At 42.0% G+C, this 16,864-nt stretch carries 17 protein-coding genes; 6 read left to right on the forward strand and 11 right to left on the reverse strand.

All coding sequences use genetic code 11. The annotated features are described in order from the left end of the window. Nucleotide 1: 1 nt before the first annotated feature. The 3 genes from pstC to F8R90_RS09130 all read right to left on the reverse strand — a co-directional run bounded on the left by pstC (nt 2) and on the right by F8R90_RS09130 (nt 3,461). A complete protein-coding gene (gene pstC, locus F8R90_RS09120) occupies nt 2-916 on the reverse strand; it encodes a phosphate ABC transporter permease subunit PstC (RefSeq protein ID WP_196510485.1) in 915 nt (304 codons plus the stop codon). Between the two features lie 111 nt (nt 917-1,027). Continuing rightward, nucleotides 1,028-2,041 (reverse strand): PstS family phosphate ABC transporter substrate-binding protein, encoded by a 1,014-nt coding sequence (locus tag F8R90_RS09125; RefSeq protein ID WP_196510486.1) that lies wholly within the window; start codon nt 2,039-2,041, stop codon nt 1,028-1,030. Nucleotides 2,042-2,507: 466 nt separating this feature from the next. Next, nucleotides 2,508-3,461, reverse strand: coding sequence for a stage II sporulation protein M (locus tag F8R90_RS09130; RefSeq protein ID WP_196510487.1), 954 nt, complete (start codon nt 3,459-3,461; stop codon nt 2,508-2,510). 80 nt (nt 3,462-3,541) lie between these two features. Here F8R90_RS09130 and F8R90_RS09135 point away from each other — a divergent pair, with 80 nt between their 5' ends. Continuing rightward, nucleotides 3,542-4,387, forward strand: a complete 846-nt coding sequence (locus tag F8R90_RS09135; protein WP_196510488.1) for a hypothetical protein — start codon at nt 3,542-3,544, stop codon at nt 4,385-4,387. 42 nt (nt 4,388-4,429) lie between these two features. Then, nucleotides 4,430-5,215: an RDD family protein gene (locus F8R90_RS09140; protein ID WP_196510489.1), complete on the forward strand. Its 786-nt coding sequence runs from the start codon at nt 4,430-4,432 to the stop codon at nt 5,213-5,215. Between the two features lie 411 nt (nt 5,216-5,626). Here the strand turns inward: F8R90_RS09140 and F8R90_RS09145 are convergent, their stop codons facing one another. Then, nucleotides 5,627-6,415: a DUF1868 domain-containing protein gene (locus F8R90_RS09145; protein WP_196510490.1), complete on the reverse strand. Its 789-nt coding sequence runs from the start codon at nt 6,413-6,415 to the stop codon at nt 5,627-5,629. 211 nt (nt 6,416-6,626) lie between these two features. Here F8R90_RS09145 and holA point away from each other — a divergent pair, with 211 nt between their 5' ends. Beyond that, nucleotides 6,627-7,616 carry a DNA polymerase III subunit delta gene (gene holA, locus F8R90_RS09150; RefSeq protein ID WP_196510491.1) on the forward strand — a complete coding sequence of 330 codons (990 nt, stop codon included), beginning with the start codon at nt 6,627-6,629 and terminating at the stop codon, nt 7,614-7,616. 109 nt (nt 7,617-7,725) lie between these two features. Then, a complete protein-coding gene (locus F8R90_RS09155) occupies nt 7,726-8,208 on the forward strand; it encodes a DUF4168 domain-containing protein (protein WP_196510492.1) in 483 nt (160 codons plus the stop codon). Nucleotides 8,209-8,731: 523 nt separating this feature from the next. On the opposite strand, the gene F8R90_RS09160 is transcribed toward F8R90_RS09155, so the two are convergent. From F8R90_RS09160 to F8R90_RS09180, 5 genes are all read right to left on the reverse strand, one after another. Beyond that, nucleotides 8,732-9,037: an IS4 family transposase gene (locus F8R90_RS09160; RefSeq protein WP_230966208.1), complete on the reverse strand. Its 306-nt coding sequence runs from the start codon at nt 9,035-9,037 to the stop codon at nt 8,732-8,734. 128 nt (nt 9,038-9,165) lie between these two features. Continuing rightward, entirely contained in the window at nt 9,166-9,792 is a 627-nt protein-coding gene (locus F8R90_RS09165; RefSeq protein WP_196510493.1) for a CDP-alcohol phosphatidyltransferase family protein, read from the reverse strand. A gap of 138 nt (nt 9,793-9,930) precedes the next feature. After that, a complete protein-coding gene (locus tag F8R90_RS09170; RefSeq protein ID WP_196510494.1) occupies nt 9,931-10,773 on the reverse strand; it encodes an MBL fold metallo-hydrolase in 843 nt (280 codons plus the stop codon). 113 nt (nt 10,774-10,886) lie between these two features. After that, on the reverse strand, nt 10,887-11,042 hold the full coding sequence (locus F8R90_RS09175; protein WP_230966210.1) for an SDR family NAD(P)-dependent oxidoreductase: 156 nt from the start codon (nt 11,040-11,042) through the stop codon (nt 10,887-10,889). A gap of 331 nt (nt 11,043-11,373) precedes the next feature. Next, complete coding sequence (locus F8R90_RS09180; protein WP_196510495.1) at nt 11,374-13,029, reverse strand: B12-binding domain-containing radical SAM protein; 1,656 nt, start codon at nt 13,027-13,029, stop codon at nt 11,374-11,376. A 215-nt stretch (nt 13,030-13,244) separates the two neighbouring features. On the opposite strand from F8R90_RS09180, the gene F8R90_RS09185 reads away from it, so the two are divergent. Further along, nucleotides 13,245-14,864: a cyclic peptide export ABC transporter gene (locus F8R90_RS09185; protein ID WP_196510496.1), complete on the forward strand. Its 1,620-nt coding sequence runs from the start codon at nt 13,245-13,247 to the stop codon at nt 14,862-14,864. A gap of 274 nt (nt 14,865-15,138) precedes the next feature. Beyond that, a complete protein-coding gene (gene modA / locus F8R90_RS09190; RefSeq protein ID WP_196510497.1) occupies nt 15,139-15,939 on the forward strand; it encodes a molybdate ABC transporter substrate-binding protein in 801 nt (266 codons plus the stop codon). A 52-nt stretch (nt 15,940-15,991) separates the two neighbouring features. Here modA and F8R90_RS09195 read toward each other — a convergent pair whose 3' ends face one another. Both F8R90_RS09195 and sipA read right to left on the reverse strand, forming a co-directional pair. Further along, a complete protein-coding gene (locus tag F8R90_RS09195) occupies nt 15,992-16,549 on the reverse strand; it encodes a peroxiredoxin (RefSeq protein ID WP_196510498.1) in 558 nt (185 codons plus the stop codon). 57 nt (nt 16,550-16,606) lie between these two features. Further along, nucleotides 16,607-16,849: a regulatory protein SipA gene (gene sipA / locus F8R90_RS09200; RefSeq protein ID WP_196510499.1), complete on the reverse strand. Its 243-nt coding sequence runs from the start codon at nt 16,847-16,849 to the stop codon at nt 16,607-16,609. Between the last annotated feature and the right edge of the window lie 15 nt (nt 16,850-16,864).

Below are 16,864 nucleotides of genomic sequence, written 5' to 3' on the forward strand. Positions count from 1 at the left end.
ATCAATAAATTTCTCGATAGCGCTTGGTGAGAAAATGACCAATGATGTTAAAGACTAAAGTCATTAGCACTAACGTGAGTCCAACTGCAAAGATGGTCTGATATTCCAGGCTGCCATGAGGTAGATCGCCGAGACTCACCGATACAATGTAGGCTGTCATGGTAGCGGCTGGTTCCATCGGGTTAAGGGTCAGGTTTGGTTGTCCACCCGCAGCAATCGCCACTATCATCGTTTCACCGATCGCACGAGAAATTCCCAAAATGTAAGCCGCAGAGATGCCAGAAATAGAAGCTGGTAATACGACTCGCAAAGCTGTCTGGAAGCGGGTAGCCCCCATTGCATAAGAAGCCTCGCGTATATGTGCGGGTACTGTACGCATGGCATCTTCACTCAGGGAACTAACATAAGGAATAATCATAATGCCGATGACGAGTCCCGCACTTAACATACTAAAACCAGGTAAATCTGGCAAAATTACCTGCAACAGCGGTGTGAGAAATAAGAGCGCAAAATAACCGTAAACTACTGTAGGAATACCCGCCAACAATTCTAAAGCTGGCTTGACAATTTCCCGAACGATGGGTGAAGCAAATTCACTTAGGTAAATAGCAATAATCGTACCTAGTGGTACTGCTACTAATAAAGCAACGAATGTGGTGACTAAAGTTCCTGTCACTAACGGTAAAATACCGAAATGCTTATCATCAAATAAAGGTGTCCATTGGGTATCTGTAAGGAATTCCCATAAAGATACTTTTTGAAAAAATATTATAGATTCGTAAAATAAGATACCAAGAATGGCTACTGTCGTTGCCACAGAAGAAAGTGCCGCTAGAAACAAGACAGACTCTATTGCCCGTTCTTGCAAATCACGCACTAGCTTTCGAGAAAGTTGAGTTTGTTTTGCACTACTCATGCTGGGATGCGATCGCTCCTGAGATAATAAATTTAAATAGGCAAAGAGAGGTACTACACCTCCCTTTGATGAATTGCAGATTTTGAACTAATTCAAAATTCACAATCAGGCTTATTCTTTAGCTTCACGACTTAATAGTTCTTCAATTTTCAGCCCAACTGATTCTTGACCACCAAAAATCGTGCCATATCTCTTTTTATTGAAGTGATTCTGGGCGGTAGTATATGCTGATGCTGGCAGAGCAACGTACTTTACTTCTTGAGAGAACTTAGCTGCATTCTGCAAGTAAAATTGCACAAACTGCTTTACTTCTGGCTTGTCAATAGACTTAGAACTGACATAGATAAAAATGGGGCGAGATAGTGGATTGTAACTACCATTTTTAACTGTCGCTTCCGAAGGCAATACGCCGTTAACTGGCACTGCCTTGAGTTTATTTTTATTTTCTGCGTAATAAGCATAACCAAAGTAACCAAGGGCGTTCTTATCACGGCTAACACCTTGTACAAGTACGTTGTCATCTTCGCTAGCAGTAAAGTCACCCCGACTAGACTTGGCTTTGCCAACAACCGCTTCGGTAAAGTAATCGAAGGTTCCAGAGTTTGCACCAGGGCCAAACAACTTCAGTGGTGCATTAGGGAATCCGTTGCGAATCTGATTCCAGTTGTTGACTTTACCCTGTGCCCCAGGTTCCCAAATTTTCTTCAATTCGGCAACTGTGAGATTTTTTGCCCAGGAATTTTGGGGGTGAACCACCACTGTTAAAGCATCATAAGCTACTGGTAGTTCGACATAACGAATGCCCGCAGCTTTGCAAGCATCGATTTCTTTTTGTAGAATGGGACGAGATGCACCAGAGATGTCTGTCTCGCCACGACAGAACTTTTTGAAGCCGCCGCCAGTACCAGAAACGCCCACTGTAACTCTGACTCTACCTCTTTGCGCCTTTTGGAAGTCTTCTGCTGCTGCTTCCGTAATTGGGAAAACGGTGCTAGAACCATCAACTGTAACTGTGCTGACGCTTTGGGAATGAACCGCAGATATTGATAGACCAAAGGTAGCGGTCACTAATGAGACTATACCTAATACTGTCAGGCTGTTAAGCTTAAAGTTCATCTTGTTCATAAAAACATTCCTAGTTTGTTGGACATTAAATTTCCGTTAATTCACCTCAAGACATAACTACTTTTTCAAGTTAAAAGTTTAGTGAATTAACGGAATGTCCATAGTCAAGAAGATGACATGAGTAGTTAATGTGTGAGTTAAATTTTAGTTAATTAAAGGTTAATCAAGATTGATATATTTTTCAGCCAAAATATAGCAGAACTGAGCTAGGTAAGCAGCAAATAACAATACATCAATAAGATAAAATATTTAAACTGCTCTTATTGAGCGAGTCAGAACTAAAAATAGTGGCATAGCATGAAATTTAGTCCTTATTTTTTAAGCACTAAAGTGCTTACTACAAACCCTCGAAACTGATTTAAAAAAATACTATTAATTTATAGCGAATGTTCTTCGCTATAGCTAGTTAACATGCCTCTTCAATCACTCTAGGCAGAGTCAAAACTAACTGCCTTTGTTCGTCTTTTCATGGTTTATTGCGGCTACAATACATTACCAAAAGTACAAATAATCCTATTCCTGCCAAATATTTAATCGCATCAGGGACGCTGGGATTAGGTGAAAAGAAGCCTTCGATCGCACCAGCAATAATCAACATTGGTACAACTGCAAATACTAGCTGCACCGCCTGAGAACCATAGAATTTCAGTGCTTCCCCACGGCGATATTTCCCAGGAAATAAAATTGCTCTTGCTAATAAAAATCCCGCACCCCCAGCAAAAAAGATCGCAGGTAATTCTAAGGAACCATGCGGCAACACAAACGCCCAAAAAGGATAAGCCAGATTATTTTGACCCACCAAAGTGCTAACAGCACCAATTAACAAGCCATTAAATACCATCAAATAGGCTGTGTATAGCCCAGCCGTGATCCCACCAGCGACGGCCCCAAAAGACACCGATAGATTATTGATCATAATACCGCTGGATGCCAGAGGTTCAATGCCGACAATTGACCCCATCCATAATTTATGCTCATCTCGTACCTTGGTAATCAAGTTTTCAGGTACGATCAAAGGCATAAAGCTGGGGTTTTGCCAAGAATACCACCAAGCCACTAATGCCCCCAGTAGAAACAGCGCCGTTGCAGCAGCAATGTATACAAATGTTTTCTGGACTACAGATGGTAATCCCCAGCGGTAAAATTCTAGAATTGCCTGCCATTCTTGTCGCCGCGAACCTTGGTAAATCTGCGTGTACGCACGAGTTGTTAAAGATTGTAAACTTTGGATCAAAGTATTGCCGATTTGCTGAGTGCGGGCACGTGCCAAGTCTGCTGCTACGGAACGATACAAACTCGCTAACTCTCTAATTTCTGCTGACCGTAGGGACTTTAACCCTTTTTTTTCTATCTGCCTTAGTAGGGCATCCAGACGCTGCCAATTTGCTTCTCGTCGTGCAATCCAACGTTGAATATTCATGAATTTTGGGAACACTGAGTTTAACTTAGCTTAAGATAACCTCACATTCATCTCCGTAGTTTCAAGGAAAATTTGCTATTATGTCTGAAAACTTTGGATCTCCCGGTCAGATACAACCACTGAGTATCGGTAACGTTGTCAGTGCTGCGGTACGCTTGTATCGTTCTCATCTAAAAACTTATCTTAATCTGGCTGCGATCGCTCACTTGTGGATTCTAGTTCCGATTTATGGCTGGGCAAAATATGCAGCCATTTCTGGACTAATTTCTCGCTTGGCTTTTGGAGAATTGATTTACCAACCTGAAGGTGTTCAAACAGCCAGCAGCCATATCAATCCACGTCTGTGGTCATTTTTGAGAGTTGGTTTCCAAGTAGGTATATCTTTACTGGTAGTTTATTTTGGACTCGCGATCGTGGGCGGTGTGCTAGCTGGCTTGATCGGAGTAGTATTAGGAGGGATATTAGGGACTTCAAGCATTATAGTCGCAACCACATTGGCAATAATTCTAACGGCAGGCATTGTATTGTTAGGACTAACTTGGTTCTACTCCCGTTGGATAGTAGCTGAAGTGCCCTTGGCCGTTGAGGAAAATATCAATGGTGGCGAAAGTGTTGCCAGAAGTTGGGAGTTAACTAAAGCCTCAGTATTTCGCATTCAGGGCGTTGTTTTAGTTGCTTTTATCGTTACATTGCCATTGCTGTTTGTATTAAACTACATACCTAGCTTATTCTTAATAAGGCTTGAACAAGGTTCTGCCATCTACTCTATTGTCTATTTGATTTCTTGGATTGGAAGCTTGATAGGCGGAATTTTAATTATGCCCTTCTGGCAAGCACTAAAAGCTGTTTTATACTTGGACTTACGTAGTCGGCGTGAGGGTTTAGGTTTGCAATTACGAGAACCTCCCTCGCAAGATTTTCGTTAACTCAACACCTTAATCCAACTCTATTAATTTTGAATTAGTTATATGCGCTTTTTTAATCGCATCACATTCCAGACTCCAGAAAGTGTAGAGTTGGAATTCACTCTAGCGGGAATCGGTAATCGAGCTTTGGCACTCCTGATTGACTATACAGTTTTGGCTGTAACCTTGCTTGTATTTTTCCTTACATGGACTGTTTTTTCGACACAATTGTTCAATTTTTTTGAGGATTTAATTACAAATGCTCAGAATTTAGGACTTTGGTTAATAGCAATTTTCTTTCTGATCGCTTTTGCAATTTACATCAGCTATTTTGTCTTTTTTGAAACCTTATGGTTTGGACAAACTCCTGGTAAACGGTTTGCTAAAATTCGCGTAGTTCGAGATGATGGTAGACTAATCGGGCTACAACAAGCAACGCTACGTGCTTTACTGCGACCCTTTGATGAAACTTTGTTTATTGGCGCTTTTTTAATTATGTTGGGTAGCCGCGAAAAGCGCTTAGGTGATTTGGCCGCTGGGACAATTGTGATTCAAGCCCAAACACCTACTGCATCTACGACATTGACAATTTCAGAACCGGCAAAGATACTCCGTGAACAGTTAGTACAAATTGCCGATTTATCACCATTGATGCCAGATGATTTTGCTGTGATTCGTGAGTATTTGCAGCGACGTGGTGCAATGTCATTAAAGGCAAGAGCCTCGCTATCGCTAAAGTTAGCCGAGCAAGTTGTAGCTATTATTAATTTAGAAAAGTTGCCAGAAGCTGTTACACCTGATGTTTTTTTAGAAGCAATTTACCTGGGATATCAACAACCGGAATTTTAGATAATAAAAAACTATAGCACTTTTCGTTTATATACAATACAGTTTTACCTCTCTCCTTTTGGAGAGAGGCTTTGAATTTTACTCCCCTTCTAGCAACAAAAGTTTTTCCGCTTCTCTCTCCTCGTAGGCTACGGTGTATACACAAGTCTTCTAGAGTTGCGCTACAGGCTTTTGATCCCCCCAACCCCCCTTAAAAAGGGGGGCAAAAAGCTCTCAAAGTCCCCCTTTTTAAGGTGGATTTAGGGGGATAAATACACATTTTGCACCCAGCAAAAAGATGTGTGTACACCGTAGCCTCGTAGGAGAGAGTTAGGAAAGGGGCTGTTTTTGTTAGGTCTGTATTAGACTCAACTGAAAACCGCTATATTAGTAAACCCAAGTTTCATGTTGTTCAGATGATCCGGTTTCAGGTCAAAAATCTAAAATCGGCCAGTCTGGTTCACGATAATAGCGTGTCATATTGTCAAATTTTCGCAATTCAACACGATTGATCAAAAATTCTGGCAAATTCAACAGCCATTTTTCATTCAATTGAGAAAGCATTGTGCTAAAACTTGTGCGGTCTAAATCAGATGAAACCTCCCCAAAATAGGCTAAAGTAACATGGGCTGTGAAGTGATAATGCTGCTCAATACCCAAAGCAATTAACTTGGGATTTTGATAAATTGTTCGACGAAATTTAATAATTTCCTCGTAGCAGCGTTCATCTTGAGGTACTAAACAAACGGCTACAGCTCTTGGCATCAGTATCAGTCCCAGCATTTGCCATTTAATCGGATGACTCCTATTTGTCATCAATTGTTGATATTGCTGAAACATTTCGGCTAGACAAGAGTGTAACTCCTCGTCAAATTTGGGATTTTTTTCGCAGGCATCAAGGTAAGCATTGTCCCAAATTAAATCCGCTAAAGTTAGATGGAAGCTAGCAGGAGGTAGAGGCACAATCAAATCACGGTTTACAGGCAACTGTAAAAGTTCCTGTTGGTAAGTCTGTAATTTGGCATAGAAAGCAGAGTTTTGTGATTCTTCTCCTGCGGGCGGTGTAATTAGCGTATAGCCAGGAAAGGACGCTGCTTGTCTCAACCCAGAATGTGGCTGAAATTTAGAAGATTCCTGGATATGCTGGACTTGGGATCTGTGGGTTTCTGGCAGCGTCAGTCGTGCTAACCGATTTAAGTAAGTTTGATAGTTGTCGTCCAATCTTCATAGCCTCACGCTCTCACTTGATAGATTTTAGGGAAAATTACCTTGATTAAGAGAATGATTGCAAAAGTATTTAGTTTTTGGGTGTAATGGAAGCTTATCGGGGGATGAGGGGCATAGGGGCAAGAGGCAGAAGATCAAAAGTTAAATTCTTTACCTATTCCCAATGTTCAATGCCCAATGACCCCATCTAATAGGAGGTTTACCTATGCCAATCTATGTTTACTGGGGTGAAGATGATTTTGCCATAGAAAAGGCGATCGCTACGCTGCGCGATCGCGTCCTCGATCCCCAATGGATAAGTTTTAATTACACTTCATTCACCCCAGATCAAGCTGATGCCGCTATTCAGGGGTTAAATCAGGTCATGACACCCACTTTTGGCGCTGGTGGGCGCTTGGTATGGCTAATCAATACAACCTTGTGTCAGCACTGTCCAGAGAATGTTTTAGCAGAATTGGTGCGATCGCTACCAGTCATTCCTGAAAACTCATTTTTATTGCTCACCAGTCGCAACAAGCCAGATGAACGCCTCAAATCTACGAAATTGTTAAAACAATTTGCCACGGAGTTCCGAGAATTTCCCCTCATTCCCCCTTGGAAAACCGAATTGCTGGTGCAATCTGTTAATCAAGCAGCTCAGACTGTGGGCGTGAAACTGACTGCTAATACTGCCCAGTTGTTGGCTGATTCTGTCGGAAATGATACACGTTTACTCTACAATGAGTTAGAGAAATTGCGGCTATATGCCCAAGGTAGCAATAAGCCTTTAGACATAGATACTGTTACCAAGTTAGTAAGAAATACTACGCAAAATAGTTTACAATTAGCAGCAGCAATTAGAACAGGGGATACAGCTAAAGCTTTGACAACACTGGCAGATTTGATTAATGCTTCCGAGCCGGGATTACGGATAGTTGCCACACTCATTGGACAATTTCGCACGTGGCTCTGGGTCAAGATTATGATAGAAAGTGGGGAGCGCAATCAACAAGCGATCGCTATTGCTGCTGATATCGGTAATCCCAAACGCATCTACTTCTTACAGCAAGAAATCAAGCTGCTTTCTGTGCAACAGTTAATATCTTGCTTCCCCCTACTACTGGAGTTAGAAGTGAGTCTCAAGCAAGGAGCATCAGAAATGTCAACATTCCAGACTAAAGTTATCGAACTTTGTCAAGTATGCCGAGGAAGTTGACAATCAAATATAAAAGCATGATGTATTGAGCAGTTGCCGGAACTTCCAACTCTGAAAATAATTCAAAGTTCTTATAATATCCCTGATGTAGTTCTGTGTCACACACTATATGAAGAAAATTTCCGATTTCTTTTCTCGTCCTAGCCGAAAGCGAATCCTTTCCCAATCATTCTTTTTCGGCGCGATCGCTACTGCGGGTGTAATTTCCAACGCTTTTTCATTGAGTTCAAAAGCTTATGGTCAAACTCCAGCACCAATAGTTAACAATACTGAAATCGACAGCTACGCTCAAGCCGTGCTAGCAATGGAGCCAGCACGTCAAAATGCCTTTGAAGAAATTAAAAAACTTATTGGCAATGGAGAAATTCCCAAGATTGTTTGTAACGATTCTAACAGCTTAAATGGTCTTCCAAGGAAGGCTCAAGATATCGCAGTGAATTACTGTACCCGCTCTCAAAAAATTGTCCAAGATAATGGTTTGAGTATTGATCAGTTCAACAAAATTACTATAGAGCTACAAAATAACAATATCTTAAAACGGCAGGTTTACAATACTTTATTACGCCTGCAAAAAACTCCTGATTCTCCGTAGTTAGAACTAACATAAAAATTAGAGAGGAGCATGTTAAAAATAACTACCCCCGCATGAAAGCGAGGGCTAGTATTGCTTTTCTAAAAAACACTACATTGATTCATCAAATATTTGTTGGTGGATACTAGATTAATGGCTAATAACCTATTGCATTTTCCAAATCAGTTTTTATCAAGAATAAATAAAGCCATTAATTCTGAACACAAAAGCGGATAGTGTACCCCTGCGGGGAAGCAAGCGTTATAGGATGTTTGAAAAGTATTTGACTGTGATTTTAATCACCCCCCCTTTGCAAGCTATCCATTATCAACATCTTTCTTAACAGAAAAGTTGACAAAAGCGAGTAGTTATGTAGGAGGAAGGAAGAGGAAAAAGTACCAGTGACTGGAGAAAATGGGTGTCAGAAGTAAGAGAGTTTGAAAAAGTGTGACTTTCTCATAACTATCTCAGTCTAAAAAACTCATGAGAAGAAATGTCAGAGTGACAACACCCTTAGTAAACTGAGTAGAGAATCAGGACATAATTAACTCTTAAGACACTGACCAACAAGCCAACCTTCAACAATGTCATGTAATCGACTCAATCCACGCCAGAGAACTTTCACAGCAGGAGAGCCATCGCTTTTTCGACCTAAAAACCCGCCGAGCCGAGCAATCCAATCGACAACTTGAGCCAGAGTCGGTGGTGTTGGATGAGGATAAAGTTGATGATGTATGAACGCATACAGGACTTGCCATTCGTGAGGTGCTAAAACCTCTTCACAACTAGCATCAGGCTCATCACGAGCTAAGTAAGTTAGCCACAGCAAAATATTTGATACATCAATCATGACTTTTCAAACATCCTCTGAGCTTGAAACTTAGCTTGAAGTTTCTGGTAATCAACAATTGCTATAGCTTTATAAATTTCAGTTTCAAGCTTCATTAATAATTATTTATTCTCCCCCTGCTTCCTTATCTAGTTTGGTTTAGACTGCGGGAGTGTCCGAAATTGCCAAATTACCCATACAGCAAAAGTTGGCGCACCAATTGTAGCTGCCATTAGTAACAGCTCTAGTCCATCCAGTAAAGTAACTATGGGAAACAAATACAGCACGTCTTCGATGTCAAACCCGGCGAAATTTGGTTGACGGCTGGCGTTTTTACCTAGGCGCTGTTCCATTTGGTTTCGCAAATGAAAGATGCAAGCAACAGATACGCCAGATACTATCCCCATAAGCAACGCCCACCAACCAAATTTTCCCTCCCTAAGCCCATATCCAATACACACAAATAAAAGAATGTGGATGATGGCATCACTAGCAAGATCGTACTGATGTCCCCATTTAGTGCTTTTCCCACTCAGACGAGCTAATTCACCGTCAGTGTGATCTAGAAAGTTGGATAAAGCAAATAGCCATGCCCCAATGTTAGCCCAGATGGCATTACTAACCGCGTTGGCGTAGCCCGTCATAGACATCGCTACGGCAGCTGCCAACCCTGTCACAAGCCGCACTGTAGTCAGATGATTGGGGTTTACCCAACTGTTTTTTAAAGGTCTAACTAGCCAGTAAGCCAGTTGAGCATCCCAAGGCTTTATGTTCATAGATGAACTTGAATTTGATGTGGTCTTTGAATATCGATAACACTGTAAATTACCACATCCATCTAAAGTTATATATTTTTATTTAAGATGACTACAAATTGTCCATTTTGTGAAACTCTTCATTGATGGATGAAATTTCTAGTTTTGAGAGCCGCTGGATTGGTCAGCGAACGCTTTGAACTCGATAGCATCATGACTACAGAAGAGGCGCACGCCCTTATTGCGATCGCTTGATAAGGCGCGTAGCCGATCTTGATTGAGCAACCGAGCTTTGCGATCCACCTCCATCATCCATTGGTAAGCACGCAAACCTGGCGTGCAACGTGTTTTGGATGAGTCCATCTCGTGCCGATAAAAGTAGGCATCACCTGCATGTAGTAGCCAACCCTCTGGTGTATCGATGGCGATACCAGCATGGCCCCGCGTGTGACCAACAAGCGGGATGAGAAGAATCTCTGGCGGTAGTCCGTCGAGGTTACGTACTGCTTCAAAACCAAACCAAGGTTCACCTCCTGCTGAATAATACTTCCAGTGCTTAACCTCATCCCACTGTTCTGGACGATAACGCCCTTTGGCAATGAAGCCGTGCCGATCTTGGGCGGTTTCAATCTCACTCTGCATTACATGCACCGTTGCTTCCGGGAAATCCTCTAGACCACCGGCATGATCGAAATCAAGGTGGGTAATCACAATATGACGCACATCTCGCGCGGAAAATCCCAGCCGCTCAATTTGATCGAGTGCCGTGTATTTTTTATCAAACTGGATGCCATTGAAATGAATGAAGAACGGGCTAAGGCGGGAGTAAGGCGATTTGATATCGCGCAGTCCGAAGCCGGTATCCATGAGAATAAGTCCTTGGTCTGTCTCGACGAGCAGACAATGGCAGACGAGGTGAGCCGTCAGACCGCGACTGAAGCCATCGAAGAAGGCCCCACCAATCGGGCACATGCAGCCGCAATTGAGATGATGAATTTGCATGAATCCTCCGTTACGACTCTGACTGTCAAACCATCCTAAATGTGTGAGATTGCCGCCTTACTGGTGCAGCTAAGGCGATCGCAGCTTAATAAGTGCCGACTGAGCATATTCGGTTAATTAGCTGACCCAGGCTCACTGAGTTTGCGGTGCTGTTCAGCATTGACTAGGAGATCAAAGCCGTTTTGGGCAAACTGTTTGGCGAGTTCGTAACCGATGCCGTTGGAGGCACCTGTCACGACAGCCAGGGGTCGGGTCAACGAGCTGTTCATAACCGTCCAAAACTCCTATGTAACTGCTCCACACTCGCTTGCTATGGCTTGCTTCTCTCGCTACCAAATAGTTCTGCGTAGACTGTGGGCTTTCAACCCTTACAATGTTACGCAGCTAGCAGTGTGGTTGCGTCTTTCCAAGGAAGTATGGCGAATGTGTCTTTAAGGTTACTTTTATAGAGTTCCGTATATAGTTCTAACCCTCATTTAGTTAGAGAGGTTCTGTTTAACTTGCACGTCTGGCAAATCTCCAATTTTAAAGAAGAAGTAAGTCACACAGCAATGGTGAAATATGACTTTCAATCTCTCAAAATCTATTTTGCTTATTACATTAGCTACGAACTTTGGTAAGGATTTTTTGGGAATAGAAGGAAGCTGATTCTTCGTTTTTGGCGCAATCTTGGGCAAATTTAATTAGATGGTGTCCGACAAGTCCAACATGAATCAAGTTTTCAATATTACCTGCTTTCAATGCTGGCTTGGCCATTTTCCAGAAAGTCTGACGATAGTTACTAAATAAGCCTATCCGCAGCAAAATATTAGCTAAATAAGTTAAACCTTTGCGAATATTCGCCCCAGAAGTGCGAGCTGGGCTGTTAGGTACTTCGATGCGGTTTGGATAGGTGTGTTCCATGTTGTAGGCAAACCGCTGATATAAAAATTCCGGCTCATAAGCAGTTGTAATGCAGCGCCGCCACATCTCAACAACTTGCTCGTAGGGCATCAAAAACTCCACATTTGATTCGCGGCTTTCATCAAAGACTAGTCGTCCTTCTGCTTCTAACCTCCGCCATAAAGGAGTTCTTGGCAATGCATGAAGTAGGTTAATTGTCAACATGGGAATTTGAGATGCCCGAATAAATTCGATAATTCGGTCTGCTGTTTCTGGTGTATCTGTATCTAACCCGATGATGATTCCTGATACTACTTCCATGCCATAGCTATTTAAAACCTGAATTGCTTTTAAGATTGGCATACTCAGATTTTGGTCTTTGGAAATGGCGTGGAGAGCATTTGGTTCGGGTGTTTCGATACCGCAAAAGATTGTGCAGAAATAAGCTTCACGCATCATCTCCAGCAGCTTTGGACTTTGAGCTAAGTTGAGCGTTGCTTCACAGGCAAACTGGATAGGGTAGCCATTGCGTTTTTGCCAGTCAATTAGATGAGGAAGTAACTTCATGGCGGCGCGGCGATCGCCAACAAAGTTATCATCAACAAAATACACTGCCCCCAAATTACCAGATTGTCGCATTGCATCTAACTCAGCAACCACTTGCTCTGGTGTTTTCATCCGGGGACTGTTGCCATAGAGTTCGGGAATATCACAAAACTCGCAGTGATAAGGGCAACCACTAGAAAACTGCACATTTGCCAAGAAATAATCATTGATATTCAGCAAATGATAAGCTGGAGTGGGAAACTCTGTTAGAGGCAAACGTTCCTTGGTTTCAAAGCGAATTTGCGCTTGAGGACGTTCCAGGTTTTGGTCTAGATACTCGATCATGCGATCGCTTGCATCTCCCAACTCACCTAAATGTAAAATGTCAAACTCAGGATAATATTCTGGGCAACCAGATACTGAAGGGCCACCTAAAACTGTGATTTTGCCGGCTCGATGGGCAAGTTCATTAATCTGATTAATCTGTGGTTTTTGGATATGCATTCCACTCACAATCACCACATCACACCATTGGTAATCAGCCCTCGTTGCTGATTTGACATTCTCATCAATAAACCGCACTTCCCATTCTTTAGGTAAGTAGGCAGCCACAATTAAAATACCTTGGGGTGGCATAAAAGCCCGAACATTACCCATAAGTGGGTAGGCGTGATGAAAAGTACCAAAGGAGCGGCTGTACTTGGGAAAGATACACAAAATGCGTCGATGGTGCGAAGGAACGTAGCGGGTTCCTTGAATGACAGGAGCGGTTTTGGAATCGGCCGCTATATAAGTTGGGTTCTCTAAAGACTTTAGATTCACAGTCATCGCAAATTTCACCCTGGAAAACTGAGCAGCTAATTTGACAGTTTATTGACATAATTAGCTGTAATTCCAACTAGCTTACCGTGATATTTCAGAAGTTTTTAACTGTAAGATAGAAAACTTACCCTAAAAGCGCGACCTCAATTGGTTTGCAAACAACTATCTTGAAAATAGGGCATGAGGCATTGGGTATGGGGCATGGGGCATAGGCATCTATCATGAATTTGATTTATTTTCTTTTGCGTTCTTCGTGGGGGATGGTAGCGATCGCGATCGCTACTGGATTCCTGAGTGGTGGTAGTAGTGCTGGCTTGATTGCCTTAATTAGCCGTGCTGCAAGTAGCGGTAGTGCTTCCCGCCTCACATCCATAACTTGGGGTTTTGCGGGGCTGGCTATAGTTGCACTGATTACCAGCATCATTTCCCAAGTGATGCTGATCCGCCTTTCTCAGAATGCAGTTTTGCAATTAAGGATGCGTTTGAGTCGCCAAATTCTTGCTTCCGAGTTAAGTCATCTGGAAAGTTTAGGGAATCCTCGATTATTGGCAACTCTCACAGAAGATATTCAAGCGGTTGCCAATGCTGTTTATCAGATGCCTTTTATATTTATTAATTTAGCGATCGTCCTAGGTTGCATAACGTATATAACTTGGCTTTCTTGGTTAGTATTGTTGATGGTTTGTGGAATTTCAGTAGTAGCGATCGGTAGTTGTCAATGGTTATTAAATAGAGGCGGGAAATTGCTGGCCTTAGCTCGTGAAGATGAAGATCAGCTATTTAAACATTTTCGCACCATTACCGAAGGAGTCAAGGAACTTAAGCTCAATTACAGGCGGCGCGAAGATTTTTTAGAACAAAAACTGCAATCAACTGCTAACGAATTCCGTCATCACAACGTTAATGGTCTAACCCTTTTTGCCATAACTTCAAGTTGGGGTCAACTCATATTCTTCTTTGCCCTCGGTTTTGTACTGTTTGCACTGCCTAATCTGCTTACCATTAATCCCGAAACTCTCTCTGGCTACATTTTGACTTTTACTTACTTGGTGTTACCAATGGATAACATCATCAGCAAACTTCCTCTATTAAGCAAAGCCAGCATTGCCTTGCAAAAAATCGAGTCACTGGGTTTATCTCTAGCTAGTCGAACTGAAATATCGACTGTTCCACCTGCCCTTAAATCTGACTGGCACAGCTTAAAATTTAAAAGTGTTACCCACACTTACTACACAGATCAAGAAGACAATAGCTTTATCTTTGGCCCTATCGACCTGACATTGTATCCTCAAGAATTAGTCTTCATTGTCGGCGGTAATGGTAGCGGTAAATCTACATTAGCTAAACTAATTACTGGACTTTACATCCCTGAAAACGGCGAGATTTGTTTCGATGATGAGTTAATTAACGAACAGAACCGAGAATGGTATCGCCAGCATTTTTCCGTGGTATTTTCCGACTTTTATTTATTTGAAGAACTTTTAGGATTAAAAAATTCTGACTTGGATGCTCAAGCTACAAAATATTTAAAACAACTGCAACTAGACCATAAAGTTAAAGTTGAAAATGGGCAACTTTCCACCACAGCACTTTCTCAAGGACAACGGAAACGGCTGGCTTTGCTTACAGCTTACTTAGAAGATCGACCAATTTATCTATTTGATGAGTGGGCAGCTGATCAAGATCCAGTATTTAAGGAAGTATTTTATACTCAGCTACTACCAGAACTGCGATCGCGCGGCAAAACAGTGCTGGTGATTAGCCACGACGATCACTATTTTCATTTAGCAAACCGAATTATCAAACTTGACTATGGACAAATAGAGTACGACAAAACTTGAAGGGGGCAGGAGGTAGGGGGGCAGGGAGCAGGGGGAAGGAATTTATTTGTTGCTCTCAACCTCAATCTAAATCCAAGCCACGTTATGATATTTTGAACTTTTTTTTGAGCGAATAGGTAAGCGATCGCCAAATTAAGGGACTTTCAAAAAACTGATGCAGCAACCCTTGTTATTTTTTAGGCATTTTACCGATAAAGTTGGTTAAATGTTGGTATTGCTGGTACGATTCTACGTAGCATCAATTTTTGGAAAAAACCTATATTGCACCTTTTCTATGAAAAGAAGACAAATTCTTGGCTTTTTGGGTATAGCAGTTGCAGGCTTGCTCCTAGCAATTGGTTTACCATTAGTTACTCCTTCTCCTTCTCCTGTAATAGCACAATCAAGCACCAGCATACTCGTGTCCGCAGCTGCCAGCTTAAAAGATGCGCTGGAAGAAATTAAGCCTTTATACCAACAAAGTAAATCAAATATCAACATTACTTATAATTTTGGGGCTTCAGGTGCTTTGCAGCAACAGATTGAGCAAGGTGCACCAGCGGATATCTTTATTTCTGCTGCCAAAAAGCAAGTGGATGCCTTAGAAGCAAAAGGACTATTGTTACCAGGTAGCCTTACTAACCTAGCAAATAACCGTCTAGTCTTGATTGTGGCTCAGGATGTTGTTGGTATCAGTAGCTTCTACAATTTAACAGATAGCAAGATTAAGAAAATTGCGATCGGTGAACCAAGAAGTGTACCCGCAGGGCAATATGGGGAGCAAGTCTTAAAGAAATTGAAACTTTATGATCAGCTTAAACCAAAATTTGTCTTTGCTAACAATGTGCGTCAAGTCTTGGCAGCAGTAGAAAGTGGTAATGCCGAAGCAGGTTTAGTTTATGCCACTGATGCCAAAATTTCCAACAAGGTAAAAGTTGTAGTAGCTGCTGACGATCAGTTTCACTCACCAATTGTCTATCCGATCGCAATAATTAAAAGCAGTAAAAATACTTCTGCTGCCAAGGAATTTGTTCAGTTTCTATCTGGCAGTCAAGCCAAAACTGTACTCAAAAAATATGGGTTTATTGTGCGTTGATGAAGAATGCAGATAACAAGGGGCTTTTGCCCCAAGTCTTGTTAATTGAGGTCTAAGAAGCTGCGGACTGTAATTTTTCTAGTCGTGCTAGCACTTCTGAACTGTGAATATTTGGGTTGACTTTGACAAAAGTCTCGCGCAAGACACCCTGAGGATCGATGATAAAACTGTGACGCATCGATAAGAAGCCAAGCCATGAACCGTAAGCTTTACTCACGGAACCATCAGTGTCAGCCAACAGCGGGAATTTTAGTCCCTCTGAATCACAAAATTCGGCGTGAGAATCAATATCATCAGCACTTACACCAATAATCTGGGCATTCTTTTCGAGGTATTGGGGTAAGTCTTGCTGAAAACGACGAGCTTCTATAGTACAACCAGAGGTGAAGTCTTTAGGATAAAAGTAGAGGACTAGCCACTTACCGCGCAAGTCAGAGAGGGAAATTTTGCCATCACCTGTGTTGGTTGGCAAAGTAAACTCTGGTGCGGGTTGATTAATTGCAGGAAGTTTACCACCAATAGCATCAGCAGTAGGGGTAAAATTCAGCCAGCTGATGAGAGAAATACAGCTGGCAAATAATATGCTTAAAAAAGTGCGGCGAGAAATCATGGTGCAAACCAGAATCACAACTTTACACAAGTTTACAATTCTTGGTTACTGCTAATCTCACTCTAAATGAGATTCGGGTGGGGTATCTGTGCTTTCAATGTATTGGCTATCTAGAAGAAAGGCTCCCCTAGTAAAGCGAATACCCCAATATCCACCAGGTCTGCGGTCAATGACTGTACCCTCTTCGCCAATGTGAATTACATCAGGTGGGCGCAGCATGGGCATGGGTTCAGCAGTTTTGACGTAAGGTGGTAGTGCCACAACCCGGACTTTACTACCAATTGTGAATTCTTTAGACATTTTAATCAAGCTAGG

This window comes from Nostoc sp. NZL (genome assembly GCF_015714705.1).
In the GTDB taxonomy this organism is placed as follows: domain Bacteria; phylum Cyanobacteriota; class Cyanobacteriia; order Cyanobacteriales; family Nostocaceae; genus Nostoc; species Nostoc foliaceum_A.